This is a genomic window from Streptomyces sp. NPDC028907 (genome assembly GCF_055564995.1).
In genome coordinates, this window is the sequence record NZ_JBVHVE010000004.1 from 558446 (window position 1) to 574271 (window position 15826).

A 15826-nucleotide genomic window follows, 5' to 3' on the forward strand; every position below is an offset into this window, starting at 1 on the left:
CTGGGTGGTTACCTCAATCACAGGGCGGCGCAGGCTACTTGGTGGTTCTGATCTCGACCAGGACGTGCTCCCGGCCGTCGACGGACTCGCCCACGCCCTCCCAGGTCTCCGCGGGGATGTCGTACTCGACGCGGTCGTCCTCGGCGGTCATTTCGAGGTGGGTGTTGACGGAGTCGTCGGTCCGCACCCCGTGCACGGAGTTGAGCTCCAGGGTCAGGAAGCCCTCATCGCCGGTGACCTTGAAGCACACGTCCTCCCGGTCGCGGGCGAGGAACCTCAGGAGGTTCGCCTCGCTCGCGCAGTCGGCGAGCACGATGTGGCCGTCGCCGCGCTTGAGGAGGATGCCCTGTTGGGCCAGGATCTCGTCGGCCTTCGGGTAGTTGTAGTCCTCGACGGCGTATCCGGGCGCCGCGTCGGCGACGGGCCCGGTGGTGGCGTTGGAGGGCTCGCCCCCGGCCATCACGGCCCATGCCAGGGCACCGGCGGCGGTCGCGGTTCCCAGAACACGCGCCAATGTACTGCGTGGTCTCATCACAGTCCTAGAAGTCGAAAGTCGGCAGGAGCCGACCGGAGGAATTCTCCACCGCCCCTGCGGTTCAAGTTCCTTATGGAAGCGGGGCTTGGCGGGCGCGTCCAATTCAGAAATCGGGCAGAAGCCGGGCATCCCCCGGCTTACTGTCGTGATGTGCGTCACCCGTGGAAATGGTTGTAGTGATCTCGATAAAGAATCAGCATCCGCTCCGTCGGAAATTCGCTCGGCGGACGGCGTCATACCTCGGGAGCGGGAAAGGCGGCGGCCGGGCCGCGGAACAGGTGTTCCGCGGCCCTCGCCGCCGTCGGGCGTAGTGCCGGCGCGCAGGATCTGTCTAAGGTGCGGCCGCTCTGGTGAGCTCCAGGGACGGCGGCCCGTCCGGGTCGGGACGGAACTCCAACGCCTCCCGGCCGCTCGGGTAGAGCTGGATGCCGGAGGTCTTGCCGAGTCCACCGTCATCGACCGTCAGGTAGACGAAGTCGCTGGACGCCTGGCTGTCGCGGAACTCCCAGCGGCCACTGAAGTCGGCGGGGCCGGAGGACCCGTCCGTCGCCAGACCGGTGGCGGAGAACGTCCCGTCGGACTTGAGCCGGAGCTCGCCGCCGGCCTTGTCGTCGCGGTACACGCCGGGCAGTTCGTCGCGGGCGGTGGAGCCCGTACACGCCGAGATGAGTGCCGCAGAAGCGGCCAGGACGGCGACGAGCCACCGCCCACTCGTCCTCTCGCTCATCACGGCCCCAGCGTAACGTTGAACTCGATCACCTGGGTCTTGGGCGACATCGGCCCGGAGTCCCCGACGACCTTGTCGACGAGCGAACCGACGGTGTCGCTCCACCAGTCCGTGTACCCGATGACCGGAGGGTGCGTCGCGGACTCAATGTCCGACTCGTTGAACGCGGTGTACCGCCACACCACGGAGCCGTCCGCGTTCTCCCGGATGGGCGTCATCCGGACGTAGTGCGAGCCCAGGAACGTGTACGCCAGGTTTCCGGTGAGACCGGCGGTGGAGAGCGTCCCGTAGTCCTGGATGTACTTCCCGGCACCGTCGAAGCCACCGAGCTGGTAGTCGTACATGTAGGTGTGGCCCAGCTCGTAGTTCCCGCCCTGCGTGCGGGAGGCGAAGAAGGCGATGACCTCCTTCGTGAACTTGTGGTCACGGTAGAGGCCGGTGAACTCGTCGGCCGGACCGAAGCACTGCGACCGGGGGCCCTTCCCGGTCAGCCAACTCCAGCCCAGTTCCCACGGGTTGGTGCTGTTGCCGGACTCGATCGGGTCGCCGAACGGCGTCAGACAGCTCTCGGCGCCTTCCGGAAGGCCGTTCTCCTCGGGATCGATGGGAACGGTCGCGTTGTCCATCGCGTTCTGGATCGCCTCGCGTATCGCCGCCTGGATGACGAGGACCTTGGCCTCGGTCGCGGCTTGAGAGGCAGCGGTGGCGTCCTTGCCCGCGGCGAGCGACGCCTTCCGGGCAGCCGTGGCCGAAGCCGCGGCATCTGCGGCGTAGTTCGCGGCGACGCCGGCGGACTGCACCGCCCGCGTGGCCGCATGGCGCGCCACACTGCTCGCCTTGCGCGCCGCAGCAGCGGCCTGACGTGCGGTTTCGGCGGAGCGCGCGGCGTCGGCCGCGGACCCTTCGGCAGCTTCGGCGTTCTTGCGCGCTTCCTCGGCGGAGAGCTTGGCGTCGGCCGCGTAACCCTTGGCCAGATCGGACCACTCGATCGCCTTGTCGGCGGCGTCGCGTGCGAGGGCCGCCGCCTCGGAGGCCCGTGCCGCGTCCTCCTGGGCTTCCTGGGCGACCTTGGCCGCACCCGCGATCGCCGCACGGATCGCGCTGATGTGAGTGGCGTGATCGTGGTCGATCCGCGCGAACTCGTGCTGCGTGGTGCCGATGAACTGGCGCAGCATGTGCGTGTCGCCCTCGAGCGCGATCTTGGCGGCCGCCTTGACGTAGGGGCCGCCGTTCGCCAGGAGGGTGGTGGCCTTTACCCGGTCGTCCTCGCGGACGGCCGCGGCACGCTCGACGTGCAGGAAGGCGTGCAGGGCTTCGGCGGTGCCGTTCTCCAGCGCGGCCTCGGCCGCACGTCGCACCGCGGGACCGGTGTTGCCGTCGGCCAGGAGCGTGGTCACCTCGACCCGGTTGTCCTCCTTGGCCGCCTCGATCGCCCCGCTCTCCAGGAAGGTCCTGACCTTCGCGGCGTCCTCGGTCTTCAGCGCCTCCACGGCCGCCACGGCCACGTCCTTCGTCGAAATCGCCGCCATTGCCGCGACGTTCTCGACGTTGTCCTGCTGCAGAGCGATGGCGCGGTCGGCGTCGATCCAGTGGACGACGTCCTCGTCCGAGCCGGCCAGCGCGAACTCCGCGGCCTCCCGGGTCCAGGTACCCGCCCGCTCGATGAGCTGGACCGCTGCCTTGCGCCCGGCCGCCACGGCCTCAGCGGTCCTGCCGTCCCGCAGCGCCGCCTCCGCGGAGGCGATGAGCGCGAGCAGTTCTTCGGACAGGCGTGCTTCCTGTGTCCGCTCCCTGTTGAACCGTTCGAGCTGATCCGTCTCCGCGCTCGCCTCGAGCCGCGCCCGCTCGATCGCCTCCTCGGTCTCCTCGGCCAGCCTGGCGGTCTCGGCGTCACGAGCCGTCTGCTCGACCGCACGTGCCTTGTCGACGGCGTCCGCGGCCTTGTTCGCCGCCTCGACGGCCGCATTGGCGGCTGTCGTCGACCGGTTGGCGTAGTCGACCGCCTGACCGGCGAAGTTCGCCGCTTCCACAGCGGCCGCGGCCGCCTTCTCGGCGTGATCGGCGGCGCTGTTGGCCGCGTCGCGCGAGGCGCGGGCGGCGGCGGCCGCCTGTCCGGCCAGCGTCCGCGACCTGCCGGCGGCCTGCGTCGCCCTGGCCGCGGCGGCCTCCGCCACGGCGGCTTCCCGCTGCGCGGCGGCGGCCTCGGACTGTGCGGCGCCGGAGGCCACGGCGGCGTCGGCCGACGCCCGAGCGGCGGCGGCGGCGTTGAGCGCCGAGCTGGCGGCGGCCGCGCCCGCGGAATCAGCGGCGTCGGCGGCCATGGCAGCGAGGTCGGCCTTCAGGGCCACGGTGCGCACGACCTTGACCATCGCCGTGGCGGCCTGCGCCGCCGCCCGGGCCGCGTCCGCCATCGCCGCGTCCTTGGACGCGCCGATCGCGGCACGGTACGCACGGGCCGCGGCGCGTCCTGCCGCTGCGGCGGCCGCAGCGGCGGCCTGCGCGGCCGCCACCGAACGCTGCGCGGCGGCCTGCGCCGTCCGCGAGGCCGACACCGCGGTCGCCGCGGCAGCGGCCGCGCCCCTGGCCGCCTGCGCCGCCTTGTTCGCCGCCCTGGCCGAGCGCTGGACGTCCTGTTCGGCGGCCTCGGCCTCGGCCTTGGCCTCCAGCGCCGCCTCTTTCGCCTTCTCGGCGGCCTTGACCGCCTGTTGGGACAGCTCGACGGCCTCGTCGGTCTTCCGGCCGGCGCGGCGCCCCTCCGCCTCCACGGCCTTGACCAGTTGCTGGATCGTCGCCGTCTCTTCGTCACGGGCCCGGGCGATGTACTGGCCCGTCTCCAGGAACCACCGGATCGCCCTCGGCGACCCGTCGTCCAGTGCCCGCTCCGCGTACTCCCGCACCTGCGGTGACGCCGTCACGAGGATGGACGTCACCTGCACACGCTCGTCCTCCTCGTGAGCGGTGAACTGCCCGCCGCTGAGGAAGGCGCGCAACGCGAAGTCCGAATCGGCCTGCAGCGCAGCGGACGCCTCACGCTTCACGGCACGACCACCGTGGGCCATGACCGTGGTCACGGCCACCTCGAGGTCCTCGCGCACCGCGGTCTGGAAACCGCCCTTGAGGAAGGTCTCGATCGCCGCTGTCCCGCCGGACAACGCCACGCCGATGCCCTCGCGGGTCGCCCTGCCCGCCATGACCAGGGACTGCGTGAGCGTGAACCTGTTGTCCTCGGCCCGGGCCGCGGGCAGCCTCTCGTCGAGGAACGCCCTCACGTCCGCCGCACTGCCCACCAGGGCCGCGGCCGCTGCCGTGCGGACGGCACGGCCGCCCGTTCGGTACGCCCAGACCACCTTGCCGCGATCCGTGTCCGGCAGACCGGATCCCTCGGGCACCGAGTCGGTGACGGCCTCGCTCGCCGCGTACGCGGGGCGGGTGAGGACCGTGCAGTTCGGCAGCGCACAACCGGCTGCCACCCCGGCGAAAGCGGCGAGCATCTGACGTCTGCTGAATTGTCGTGAACGCTGTGCCATCACGACTCCCTTCTACTGCGCTGATCCCGGCCAGGATGTGCTCCCGGCCTTCGACGGACTGTCGTAGTCAGTGGTCCGCACCCGGTACACCGAGTCGGACTCCAGGCTCAGGAAGCACTCCGCGGCCGAGGGCTGGTCCGCACGGCCCGTGTCAGGACACTGGCGGCGGGCGCGGTGCCCAGAATGCGCGCCAATGTGCTGCGTGGCTTCATCACAGTCCTAGAAATCGACAGTCGACAGGAGCCGACAGGAGTCGACGGGAGAAATCTCCACCACCCCTGCGGTTCAAGTTCCTTATGGAAGCGGGGGTTGGCGGGCGCGTCCAATTCAGAAATCGGGCAGAAGTCGGGCATCCCCCGGGTTACTGCCGTGATGTGCGTCACCCGCGGAAATAGTTGTAGTGATCTGGATAAAGAATCGGTTCCGGTACGGCCTGACGCGCCGACTCAGGCGACTCGCACGGCCAATTCTCCGTCGGTTCAGGAGTACGGCTCTCAAGAGCGCGGGCCGTGTCCCGCCGCACAAATGGTTTGGCGCGCTGAACCGGCCCGACCTACAGTGAGTTCACTTCGAAGAGACGTTCCCCGGAAAGAAGCCGCAGAGCGGGAGCGTCCCACCTCGTGAAGGTGCAGGAGGGGCGGCAGTCCTTGTCGACCCCTCATTCGAAAGGCCCCTTCATGAACGTCCGTACAGACGTGGGCATCGGCCTGCCCATCGGCGACCCGGCCGCCCTTCTCACCTGGGCCCGGCGCGCCGACGCCGGTCCCTTCAGCACGCTCGGACTGCTCGACCGGCTGGTCTACGACAACCCGGAGCCGCTGGTCGCCCTGGCCGTCCTCGCGGGCGCGACCTCGCGGATCCGCGTCCAGACCGAGGTGCTGCTCGCCCCGCTGCGGGACACCGCCCTGCTGGCCAAGCAGGCGGCCACGCTGGACCGGATGACCGGGGGGCGGTTCGTCCTCGGCCTGGGTATCGGCGGGCGGGACGACGACCACCTGGCCACGGGCACCGACCCGCGCACCCGGGGTCGGCGCCTGGACGAGCAGATGGCCGCGATGAGCCGGCTGTGGCACGGCGAGCCGTACGGCGACGGCGTCGGTCCCATCGGCCCGGTGCCCGCCCGTATCGGCGGCCCGGAGATCCTCTTCGGCGGCTTCAGGCCCGCCGCGCTCGAACGCGTCGCTCGCTGGGGCGACGGCTTCCTCTGCGCGGCGGCGCCTTCCTGGGCGGGCGGCCTGTTCGACACCGTCCGCGGGTTCTGGAAGGAGTACGGCCGCGACGGGCGGCCCCGTCTCGTGGCCCAGGTGAACGTCGCGCTCGGTCCGGCGCACGTGGTCGACGACGCGCGTGCCCGGATGCACGCGTACTACGCCTTCACCGGCATGGCCGACCGGATGGTCGCCGGCCTCCTCACCACCCCCGCCGAGATCCGCGCCGCGCTGGCCGCCTTCGCCGACCTGGGCGCCGACGAGGTCGTGCTCTACTGCTACGGCGTCGACCTGGAACAGGTGGACCGGCTGGCCGAGCTGCTGTGAAGCCCTGAACCCGCTTCTGTGACACCGCTGTTGCCGGAACTGTGGCCTCCGCCACAGCCGGGTGCCTCGGGCCCTGTTGGACTCGGCGCACCCGGCGTCGTCCGCCCTGCCTGGAGGCCACGTGTTCCTGCTGATGCTGCTGTTCGCCGTGGTCATGGTGATCGTCGCCATGGGTCTGTGCGGATACGGCGGCCGCACGCTGGCCGACCACGGTCTGCGGCGCGCGAACGCTCCCGCCGCCCTGCGCGGCCTCGCCGCCTTCGCGGGCGCGGGGGCGTGTGCGCTGTACGCGTGGGGTCTGCTCGCCGTGTGCGGCGCGGTCATGACGGCTGAGGACGGCGGCACCGACTCGGCTCCGGCCCGGTCCTGCCGCACGGCGGGCTGGCTGGAGCGGAGCCGACAGGGCATCGAGATCGTCGACCACAAGGTGACGTACATCCCGCTCGGGTTCGTGTGCGAGACCAGCGACGGCGGCAGCTACGACAACGGTGACGTGCCGGGGTACGTCAACCCGGGCGTCCTCGGCCTCGCCCTCGCCGGCGCCGGGGGCGCGATCGGCTCGGCGTACGTGTCGGAGCTGCGGGCCCGTGCCGAGTTCCGCGGGCAGCGGGCCGGTTAGCGCGTAGCGCTCCGCCGGGCGTCCCGGAGGGGTCCAGGTGCGGTGGGTCGGTACTTGGGCCACCCGGCCGCCCGGCTCGCGTGCGAAGAAGCGCCGTACGCCCCGCTCCTCGTCCCGGATCTCCCGTACGATCTCCGCGCCCGACGCCACCACCTGCGCGTACACGGCGTCGTCGTCCTCGACCTCCACGCTCAGGTCGGGGACGACGGGGGCGGTGCGTTTCCTCGGTGAAGAAGCTGATGCGGGCGGTGGGGTTGGCGGGGGACGCCATGGTCCACCCCCAGAAAACACAGTCATCACCGACGTGACCTGGTGGTTGGGGCGATCCTGCGGACGGTCATCGGGTGCGGCTCCTCGTCGGCGCCGGACTTTTTGTTATCGCCCCCGGTCTTCCCCCGTCTCCTCACCGTCCCCAGCCGCAGGCACGCGAGGAATGACGACGTGACACGACAGATCAGCCGCCGGAGCATGCTCAAGGCCGCGGGCGCGGCAGCCGGAGCCGTCGGGATCGGTACGGCAGTGCTGCCGAGCCCTGCCGTGGCGGCCGGCGCCTACGCCCACCCCGGCCTTCTGCACACCGGCGCCGACCTCGACCGGATGGCCGCCAAGGTGAAGGCGGGCGCCGCTCCCTACACCGCCGGGTTCGCCAAGCTGACCGCCAACCGGCACGCGCAGAGCGGCTGGGCGGCCAACCCGCAGGAGATCGTGTACCGGGGCGCCGGGTCGCCGCAGAACTACCGCACCCTCTACAACGACGTCCACGCCGCCTACCAGAACGCCCTGCGGCACCACGTCAGCGGTGACAGCGCGCATGCCGACACCGCCGTCGCGATCCTCAACGCCTGGTCGGCGAAGCTGACGAGCGTTCAGGGCAGCGCCGACCGGTTCCTGGCCGCCGGGCTCTACGGCTACCAGATCGCCAACGCCGCCGAACTCGTCCGGGACCACCCCGACTTCGAGCTCGACCGGTTCAAGGAGATGCTGAGCACCTGCTTCGCCTCGCTCAGCGACGACTTCCTGGTCCGGCACAACGGCGCCGTCGTCTCCAACTACTGGACCAACTGGGACCTCGCCGCCATGGCCTGCGTCCTGGCCTCCGGCATCTTCTGCGACGACCGGGCCCAGGTCGCCCGGGCCGTCGAGTACTTCAAGCACGGCGAGGGGCTCGGGTCGATCCGGAACGCCATCCCCGTCGTGCACGACGACGGACTCGCCGAGTGGCTGGAGGCGGGCCGCGACCAGGGGCACGCGCTGCTCGGCGTCGGTCTGATGGGCACCTTCTGCGAGATGGCCTGGAACCAGGGCATCGACCTGTACGGCTACGACGACAGCCGGTTCCTCAAGGGCGCCCAGTACGTGGCCAAGTGGGCCCTGGGCGGGGATGTGCCGTTCACCGCGAACACCCGTAAGAAGGGCGCGATCAACGGCTGGTCGGGGTCGGAGACCGTCACCGATGCCGCTCCCGTCGACCCGGCGATGACCCGCCCGATCTGGGCGATGATCGCCAACCACTACACCAGGCGGCGGGGCCTGTCGGCGACGTACCTCACGCGGATCGCCGCGAAGTCGGCGCCGGAGGGCGGCGGCGGGGACTACGGGCCCAACAGCGGCGGCTACGACCAACTGGGCTTCGGCACGCTGGCGTTCACGCGGGACAGGGTCACGGGGACGGGTACGGGGTCGGGCGGTTCGCCGAGTCCGGCGGCTTCCGCCTCGGCCGCCGCGTCGGGCGGTGCGGGGTCGGACGTCCGGCCGCAGGGCGGGGGCGCGGCATCGCCCTCGGCGTCCGCCTCCGCCGCCGCGGACGGTGACCTGGCCGCGACCGGCTCGAACGACGTCATCGGCTGGACCGCCGCCACGGGTGTCACCGCCCTCGCCGGCGGCCTGCTGCTGATGCGGCGCCGGGGCCGGGTCCAGCGCGAGGCCCAGTCGTCCCAGTCCCGGTAAGGGGCGCGCGAAGGGACATGATCTCCGGTCCCGGTTCCCACCACGAGGGGCGCCGGGGCCGGTCCTTCACCCTCCGGCGAGCGGCGTTCCCCGCGGACCGCGAGGAAGGCCGCGACCAGGCCCGCCAGGCACATCAGGGTCGCGCCGATCTGGAAGGCGAGGACGGTGTCGCCTACCTTGCTCGTCTGGGCGGTCAGGGCCGTCGCCGCCAGATGCACCGCGAGCGTGATCATGCTGTGCTGTCCGGGGCCCCAGACCCCCGTGCTTCTTGCCGCCGCATTTGCTGGGGGCCTACGCCCCCAGCGCCCGCGACACCGTGTAGATGAGCAGTCCGGCGAGCGAGCCGACCACCGTGCCGTTGATCCGGATGAACTGGAGGTCGCGGCCGATGTGCGCCTCGATCTTCCGTGTCGTGTGCTCGGCGTCCCAGCCGGCCACGGTGTCGGTGATCAGGGAGGTGATCTCCTTGCGGTAGGTGGTGACGACGTACACCGCGGCGCCCTCCACCCAGCTGTCGACCTTGGCCTGGAGCCGTGGCTCGACCGCCATCCGCGCGCCCAGCGACAGCAGCGAGGCACGCACGCGCAGCCGCAGCTCGCTGCGCTCGTCCTCGGCGGCGGAGACGATCATCGAGCGTACGGCGGTCCACGCGGACGCGATCAGGTCCTGGACCTCGCCGCGCCCCAGCACCTCGCCCTTGAGCCGCTCGACCCGCGCGCGGGTGTCGGTGTCGGACTGGAGGTCGGAGGCGAAGTCGGTGAGGAAGCGGTCGAGGGCGCCGCGGGCCGGGTGGGACGGCATGTCGCGCATCTCGGTGACGAAGCGGAGCAGCTCCTTGTAGACCCGCTCGCCGACCCTGCGGTCGACGAACTTCGGGGTCCAGCCGGGGGCGCCGCCCTGGACCGCGCCCATGATCTCGTCGTCGTGCAGGATCAGCCAGTTCTGCGCGCGGGCGACGACCAGGTCGACGATCCGCTTGTGGCCGCCGTCGGCGACGATCTTCTCCAGCATCTTCCCGATGCCGGGCGCGATCTCCTGGGCGTCGGCGCGCCTGGTGATCGCCTCGCCCACGACCGCCTGGACGTCCGAGTCCCGCATGACCGTCAGGGCGCCCCGGAGCGCCGCCGACAGCTCGGCGGTCACGCGGTCGGCGTGTTCGGGGTCGGCCAGCCAGGCGCCGAGGCGGCTGCCGATGCCGACGGCGCGCAGGCGTTGTCGTACGACGTCCTGGGAGAGGAAGTTCTCGCCGACGAACTCACCCAGGGAGACGCCCAGCTGGTCCTTCTTGTTGGGGATGATCGCGGTGTGCGGGATGGGCAGGCCGAGGGGGTGGCGGAAGAGGGCCGTGACCGCGAACCAGTCGGCGAGCGCGCCGACCATGCCGGCCTCGGCGGCCGCCGCGACATAGTGCGCCCAGTCGCCGGCGCCCTGGTTCGAGGCCACCTTGGCGAGGACGTAGACCAGCGCCACGAAGAGCAGCAGCCCGGTCGCGGTGATCTTCATCCGCCGTACGCCGCGCTGCTTCTCCTCGTCGGCGGCGGTGAACGTGGACATCGCACGAACCGCCGAGGCGGGGACGCGCCGGTTATCGGCGGCGTCCGACCGGGCATGCATGTCTACGCCAGGTGTTCCCGTTTCATCCTGATTCGTACGTTCCATTCCGCTCCACCCGTCCAGGATCCCCGCACACATTGTCCCTTCCTGACCGACTCCTGGAACGAATCAAGAGTTCCCGGCGTCTGTCCGATGGGGGAGGTCGATGGCGAAGTCCGGGTGAACTCCGGCGGCCCAATGGGGGGTCTGTGCAACTCCTCTCTGCCTTATGACGCATCATGAGGTGATCACATCGGAGCCTCGGGCTCCCATCCGCCCGAGGAGATACGCACCGCATGACCAAGCATTACGGTTATGCCCTGCTTTCCGGGGTAATCGCCCTGATCGTCGCGGTTTCAACCGCCATATACATCGGAGTCGCCTCCGACGAGGGCAGCGCCACCAACAGGAGCGCTCCCGTCCGTGAAGGCGCACCGCGCGACCCCGCCGAACCCGCCTCCACCGGCATCTGGGTCGGCGCCTGGTCCGCCTCGCCGGTCGGCGCCGAGCCCGGCACCGAGGTCGAGGGCCTGGCGGGCCGTTCGGTGCGCAACGTCGTCCACACGAGTGTCGGCGGCACGAGCGTGCGGATCACGCTGTCGAACCTCTACGGACAGTCCGCGCTGACCCTCACGCACGCGTCGATCGCGGTCGCCGCGGGCACCGGAACGGCGGCGGCCATCGCGGACACCATGCGGCGGCTGACCTTCGGCGGGAACGTCAGTGTCGTCATCCCGCCCGGGCGGCAGGTGCTGAGCGACGCCGTGCGCCTCGCGATCCCCGCCGACACCGACATCCTCGTCACCACCTTCTCGCCCACCCCGTCCGGCCCGGTGACCTTCCACCCGCACGCACGCCAGACCAGTTACGTGGCGGAGGGCGACCTCACCGAGGACACGACCGGCGTGGCGTACACCGGGAAGGTCGGCTCCTGGCGCTACCTCACCGCGCTGGACGTCCTCAGCAACGAGTCCGACGGCACCGTGGTGGTCTTCGGCGACTCCCTGACCGACGGCATCACGTCCACCGAGAACGCCAACCGCCGCTGGACGGACGTCCTCTCGCGCCGACTGCGCGCGGCGGTCGCGGCCGGCCAGGACGTGCCCCGCTACAGCGTCGTCAACCAGGGAATCAGCGGCAACCAGATCCTTGCCAGCGGCGCCGGGCGCCCGGCCGACAACCAGGCGGGCGTCAGCCGCTTCCACCGGGACGTCCTCTCCCGGACCAACGTCAAGGTCGTCGTCATCGACCTCGGCGTCAACGACATCCTGCGCAACCCGAAGCTCGCCGACCCGAACCGCATCCTGAACGGCCTGCGCACCCTGGTCCGCCAGGCCCACGCCCGCGGCCTGAAGGTCATCGGCGCCACCCTGATGCCGTTCCAGGGCCACCGCGGCTACACCGACGCCCGCGAGAACGTACGCCAGCGGATCAACGCCCGGATCCGCACCGGCAAGGTCTTCGACGCGGTCGTGGACTTCGACCAGGCCCTGCGGGACCCGTACAACCCCCGCAAGTTCCGCCCCTACTACGACTCCGGCGACCACCTCCACCCGAGCGACAAGGGCTACGAGAAGATGGCGGAGACCTTCGACCTCAAGGATCTGAAGGGCGCGGCCCCGGCGGAGCTGTAGCGACTCCGGCGGAGCTGTGAGGGCGCTGCCTCCGCCTCAGTCCTCGCCCCGCTCGCGGGCCCTCCGCTTGCCGTGCCGCCACATGTCCCGGTGCTCCTCCAGCATCTCCCGGTGCGTCTCGTACTGCTCGTCCCGGAGGGGGCCCCGCAGCCCCCGGCGCTGTTCGCGCCGCTCCAGCCGCTCCCGGCGGCGTTCCTCGCGGAGCGCCTGCCGCTGGGCCCGCGTCGGCTTGCGCTGGACCTCGACGCCGCCCCAGAAGGCGAGCCCGGTCACGATCACCCGCGGCGCTCCCGGATCCCCCGGCACGCTCTCGTCGCGTTCGTCGAAGCCGCCCATGATCCCGACCCCGCGCACCACGACCTCGACGCCGGGCGGCACGATCACTTCCATCCCGCCCATGATCGCGACGCAGTTGATCACGATCTCCCGGTCGGCGAAGTCCGCGTCCCGCAGATCGATCTCCCCGCCGCCCATGAAGGCCACGCCGGTGAAACGCCTCGGCGCCGTCCACCGCCCCTTGCGCTGAAACCCCGCCATCACGGCGACGCCCCACGTCGACGACCCCTCACCGCCGACGATCCGGTCGGCCCAACTCGCCTCCCCCTCGGGCCGCTTGACCATGTCGACCCTGGGCACGGCCACCGCGCCGACGGGCAGGTCCCGGGTGATCGGCGCCAGCTCGCCGTATGTACGGGCCTTGTACGTGGCGTCCAGGCGTTCCTCGAACTCCTCCATGTCGAGACGCCCCTCCGCGAGGGCGTCCCGCAGGACCTCGGCGACTCGTTCACGATCTGCGTCGGAGGCACGAAGCTCCGGGGCGTCGTCGGTCATGTACAGCAGCCTACGAGCAACCCCGCCCCGGGGCTACGAGATCGCCTTCCCGGCGCTCCCCGCCTTCTCCGCGTACATCTTCGCGATCACGGTCTCGATGTCCGGCTCCCGCACCGACAGGTCCACCAGCGGATACTCCGCCGCGACCCGCGCCACCAGCACCGCCGCCGACTCGGTCGCCGGGAACGCCAGCCACTGCCGCGGTCCCTCCACCTTCACCACGCGCGCGGGCGGCGCCTCGATCGGCGGCAGCTCACGCTCCAGGTCGACGACCAGGACGCGCTCGCTCTCCCCCACCTCGTGCAGGCCTGCCAGCGGGCCGTCGTACATCAGCCGTCCGTGGTCGATGACCATCACCCGTGAGCAGAGCTGCTCGATGTCCTGGAGGTCGTGCGTGGTCAGCAGGACCGTCGTGCCGCGCTCGGCGTTCAACTCCCGCAGGAACTCCCGGACCCTGGCCTTCGAGATGACGTCCAGACCGATCGTCGGCTCGTCCAGGTACAGCACCTCCGGATCGTGCAGCAGCGCAGCCGCGATGTCGCCGCGCATCCGCTGCCCGAGGGAGAGCTGGCGCACCGGGACGTCCAACAGGGCGGACAGGTCGAGGAGTTCGACCAGACGGTCCAGGTTCTCGCGGTAACGGGCGTCCGGGATGCGGTACATGCGGTGCATCAGCTTGTACGAGTCGAGCAGCGGGAGGTCCCACCACAGGGTGGTGCGCTGGCCGAAGACGACCCCGATGCGGTGCGCGAGCCGGGTGCGCTCTCGGGACGGGTCGATGCCCGCCACGCGCAGGCGGCCGCCGCTCGGGGTCAGGATGCCGGTCAGCATCTTGATCGTCGTCGACTTTCCGGCGCCGTTGGGACCGATGTAGCCCACCATCTCGCCGCGCGGCACGGTGAAGGAGATCGAGTCGACGGCCCGCACCTGCCGCCGCTCCCGCTTCAGGAAACCGGTCTTCTTGCGTACGTCGAAGACCTTCTCGACACCGTCGAGTTCGATGAACGCCTCGTCCGACATGACCTGCCCCTAACTTCCCGTACTCCGATACGACCGCAGCCCGGCCCGCCACGCCCAACCGGCCAGCGCACAGCACACCGCCGCCACCAGCGGCGACGCGAAGGCCGCCCACTGGGGCAGGTCGAGCGGATACGGCCGCTCCAGCACATGGGCGGCCGGCACCCAGTTGACGAAGGCGAGCGGCAGCAGGAAGGTCACCCCGCGCACGAAGTCCTTGCCGAACACGGTCGGCGGGTACTGCAACAGCGTGGTGCCGCCGTACGTGAACGCGTTCTGCACCTCGGCGGCGTCCTGCGCCAGGAACTGGAACGCCGCGCCCGCCACGAACAGCGCGCAGAAGATCACCCCGCCGCTGACCAGCATCATCGGCACCAGCAGCACCTTCGCCGCGGTCCAGTCGACGTCGACCGTCAGCAGCGCCCAGCCCAGCACGAGCGCTCCCTGGGTGATCCGGCCCAGCCGGCGCAGCGCGAAGCGGTCCGCCGCGACCTGGGCGAGCACCGGGGCGGGCCGCACGAGCAGGATGTCGAAGGAGCCGTCGCGCATCCGGCCGCCCAGGACGTCCATCGAGCCGAAGGTCAGGTCGGCCAGCCCGAACGCGGTCGCCGACAGCCCGTACAGGAAGGCGACCTCGGGCAGCGACCAGCCGCCCAGCGCGTCGACCTGGGAGAACATCAGCAGGATCGCCACGAAGTCCAGGCCGGTCACCACCAGGTTGCCGAGGACCGTGATGGCGAAGGACGTGCGGTAGGTCATGGAGGACCTGATCCACATCCCGGCGATCAGCCGGTAGGCCCGCAGCGCCTCACCCGCCCTGGACCCCCCGAAGCTCTCGCCGACCGCACCCGCGGAGGTCTCGGCCGTCCTGCTCGCGGACGTCTCAACCACCCTGCACCACCACCCGCCGCGTCGCCGCCGACTGCACGAGCCGTCCGGCCGCCAGCAGCACCACCGCCCACGCCGCCTGGAAGGCGTACGCCCGCCAGGGGTCGGTCTCCCCCATCAGCACGTCCGCCGGCATCTGGAGCTGCGCCGCCCACGGCAGCACCCGCACGATCTCGCCGAGGGCGCCCGGGAAGGCGTTCAGGGGCAGCACCATGCCGGAGAAGAAGATCCCGGTGATCATCAACGCCTGGTTGACGCCCATGCCGTCCATGAGCCAGAACACGCTCAGGGCCGCCAGATAGCGGATCGCGAAGCTGACGAGCGTCGCGAGCAGCAGGGTCACCACGAACGCCAGCCACGGGGTGATCTCCGTCGGCAGCGCCATCGGGAAGAAGACGGCGCCGAACACGAACGGGAGCACACCGCGTCCCAGCATCTGGAACAGCGCCCGCCCCACGTCGCCCGCCAGCCACCACAGCTGGAGGTCGGCCGGCCGGTACAGGTCGACGGCGATCTCACCCGTGCGGATACGCTCCATCAGGTCCTTCTCGGCGCCGCCGCCCTGGATGGCCAGGGTCGCGTAGAGGCACTGTCCGAGCCACACATAGGTGACGGCCTGCGCCTGGTCGTAGCCGCCGAGATGCGGCTTCTCGTCCCACAGCGCCAGGTAGGTGTAGACGAGGATCACGCCGAAGACCGTGTTGGTGAACACCCCGGCCGCCGTGGCCGCCCGATAGGTCGCGTATCTTCTGAATCCGCCCACAGCGACGGCTAAGTACAACCGCCCCGATCCCACATCCACAGCCCTCCTCGCCCGCGCCGGCACCGAAGCGCAGGAGCCTAGTGCGCGCGAGGCGCGGGCTGCCACGCGATTTCCGGGCGGCGCGGCACGAGAGTCTGCTCACTTTCCGCAGACACGCTCCGGTTTCCGGGAACGGAACGCCCGGTGCGAGAGTCTTCAGCAATGGGGGCG

12 protein-coding genes and 1 pseudogene are annotated in these 15826 nt (G+C 71.0%); 4 read left to right on the forward strand and 9 right to left on the reverse strand.

Annotated features, from left to right (window positions below; genetic code table 11):
• Positions 1-34: 34 nt before the first annotated feature.
• From ACZ4UU_RS15135 to ACZ4UU_RS15145, 3 genes are all read right to left on the reverse strand, one after another.
• Entirely contained in the window at positions 35-532 is a 498-nt protein-coding gene (locus ACZ4UU_RS15135; protein WP_468039965.1) for a hypothetical protein, read from the reverse strand.
• Between the two features lie 334 nt (positions 533-866).
• Positions 867-1262, reverse strand: coding sequence for a hypothetical protein (locus ACZ4UU_RS15140; protein WP_468039967.1), 396 nt, complete (start codon positions 1260-1262; stop codon positions 867-869).
• Positions 1262-4753 carry an ALF repeat-containing protein gene (locus tag ACZ4UU_RS15145; RefSeq protein ID WP_468039969.1) on the reverse strand — a complete coding sequence of 1164 codons (3492 nt, stop codon included), beginning with the start codon at positions 4751-4753 and terminating at the stop codon, positions 1262-1264. The genes ACZ4UU_RS15140 and ACZ4UU_RS15145 overlap by 1 nt, the downstream gene beginning before the upstream one ends.
• 713 nt (positions 4754-5466) lie before the next feature.
• Here ACZ4UU_RS15145 and ACZ4UU_RS15150 point away from each other — a divergent pair.
• Positions 5467-6324, forward strand: a complete 858-nt coding sequence (locus tag ACZ4UU_RS15150) for an LLM class flavin-dependent oxidoreductase (protein WP_468039971.1) — start codon at positions 5467-5469, stop codon at positions 6322-6324.
• A 121-nt stretch (positions 6325-6445) separates the two neighbouring features.
• Positions 6446-6943 carry a hypothetical protein gene (locus ACZ4UU_RS15155; protein ID WP_468039973.1) on the forward strand — a complete coding sequence of 166 codons (498 nt, stop codon included), beginning with the start codon at positions 6446-6448 and terminating at the stop codon, positions 6941-6943.
• A gap of 39 nt (positions 6944-6982) precedes the next feature.
• Here ACZ4UU_RS15155 and ACZ4UU_RS15160 read toward each other — a convergent pair.
• Positions 6983-7226: pseudogene (locus ACZ4UU_RS15160) on the reverse strand (VOC family protein); the annotation flags it as partial.
• 185 nt (positions 7227-7411) lie between these two features.
• On the opposite strand from ACZ4UU_RS15160, the gene ACZ4UU_RS15165 reads away from it, so the two are divergent.
• Positions 7412-8890: an alginate lyase family protein gene (locus tag ACZ4UU_RS15165; RefSeq protein WP_468040229.1), complete on the forward strand. Its 1479-nt coding sequence runs from the start codon at positions 7412-7414 to the stop codon at positions 8888-8890.
• Between the two features lie 291 nt (positions 8891-9181).
• On the opposite strand, the gene ACZ4UU_RS15170 is transcribed toward ACZ4UU_RS15165, so the two are convergent.
• A complete protein-coding gene (locus ACZ4UU_RS15170; protein ID WP_468039975.1) occupies positions 9182-10504 on the reverse strand; it encodes a DUF445 domain-containing protein in 1323 nt (440 codons plus the stop codon).
• A gap of 275 nt (positions 10505-10779) precedes the next feature.
• On the opposite strand from ACZ4UU_RS15170, the gene ACZ4UU_RS15175 reads away from it, so the two are divergent.
• Positions 10780-12117 (forward strand): SGNH/GDSL hydrolase family protein, encoded by a 1338-nt coding sequence (locus ACZ4UU_RS15175; protein ID WP_468039977.1) that lies wholly within the window; start codon positions 10780-10782, stop codon positions 12115-12117.
• Between the two features lie 36 nt (positions 12118-12153).
• Here the strand turns inward: ACZ4UU_RS15175 and ACZ4UU_RS15180 are convergent, their stop codons facing one another.
• The 4 genes from ACZ4UU_RS15180 to ACZ4UU_RS15195 all read right to left on the reverse strand — a co-directional run bounded on the left by ACZ4UU_RS15180 (position 12154) and on the right by ACZ4UU_RS15195 (position 15649).
• The gene (locus tag ACZ4UU_RS15180; protein WP_468039979.1) at positions 12154-12948 is read right to left on the reverse strand and encodes a DUF1707 SHOCT-like domain-containing protein; all 795 of its coding nucleotides are present in this window, start codon (positions 12946-12948) and stop codon (positions 12154-12156) included.
• A 33-nt stretch (positions 12949-12981) separates the two neighbouring features.
• Positions 12982-13968, reverse strand: coding sequence for an ABC transporter ATP-binding protein (locus ACZ4UU_RS15185; RefSeq protein WP_468039981.1), 987 nt, complete (start codon positions 13966-13968; stop codon positions 12982-12984).
• Between the two features lie 9 nt (positions 13969-13977).
• Positions 13978-14742 (reverse strand): ABC transporter permease, encoded by a 765-nt coding sequence (locus tag ACZ4UU_RS15190; protein WP_468040230.1) that lies wholly within the window; start codon positions 14740-14742, stop codon positions 13978-13980.
• Positions 14743-14848: 106 nt separating this feature from the next.
• Positions 14849-15649, reverse strand: a complete 801-nt coding sequence (locus tag ACZ4UU_RS15195; protein ID WP_468040232.1) for an ABC transporter permease — start codon at positions 15647-15649, stop codon at positions 14849-14851.
• Positions 15650-15826: the final 177 nt, after the last annotated feature.

Bases quoted from the DNA above. Each gene is read 5' to 3' on its own strand.
- ACZ4UU_RS15135 (WP_468039965.1), bottom strand. From the start codon at position 532: ATGAGACCACGCAGTACATTGGCGCGTGTTCTGGGAACCGCGACCGCC.
- ACZ4UU_RS15190 (WP_468040230.1), bottom strand. From the start codon at position 14,742: ATGTGGATCAGGTCCTCCATGACCTACCGCACGTCCTTCGCCATCACG.
- ACZ4UU_RS15140 (WP_468039967.1), bottom strand. From the start codon at position 1,262: ATGAGCGAGAGGACGAGTGGGCGGTGGCTCGTCGCCGTCCTGGCCGCT.
- ACZ4UU_RS15145 (WP_468039969.1), bottom strand. From the start codon at position 4,753: ATGCTCGCCGCTTTCGCCGGGGTGGCAGCCGGTTGTGCGCTGCCGAAC.
- ACZ4UU_RS15180 (WP_468039979.1), bottom strand. From the start codon at position 12,948: ATGACCGACGACGCCCCGGAGCTTCGTGCCTCCGACGCAGATCGTGAA.
- ACZ4UU_RS15185 (WP_468039981.1), bottom strand. From the start codon at position 13,968: ATGTCGGACGAGGCGTTCATCGAACTCGACGGTGTCGAGAAGGTCTTC.
- ACZ4UU_RS15150 (WP_468039971.1), top strand. From the start codon at position 5,467: ATGAACGTCCGTACAGACGTGGGCATCGGCCTGCCCATCGGCGACCCG.
- ACZ4UU_RS15175 (WP_468039977.1), top strand. From the start codon at position 10,780: ATGACCAAGCATTACGGTTATGCCCTGCTTTCCGGGGTAATCGCCCTG.
- ACZ4UU_RS15170 (WP_468039975.1), bottom strand. From the start codon at position 10,504: ATGCATGCCCGGTCGGACGCCGCCGATAACCGGCGCGTCCCCGCCTCG.
- ACZ4UU_RS15165 (WP_468040229.1), top strand. From the start codon at position 7,412: ATGCTCAAGGCCGCGGGCGCGGCAGCCGGAGCCGTCGGGATCGGTACG.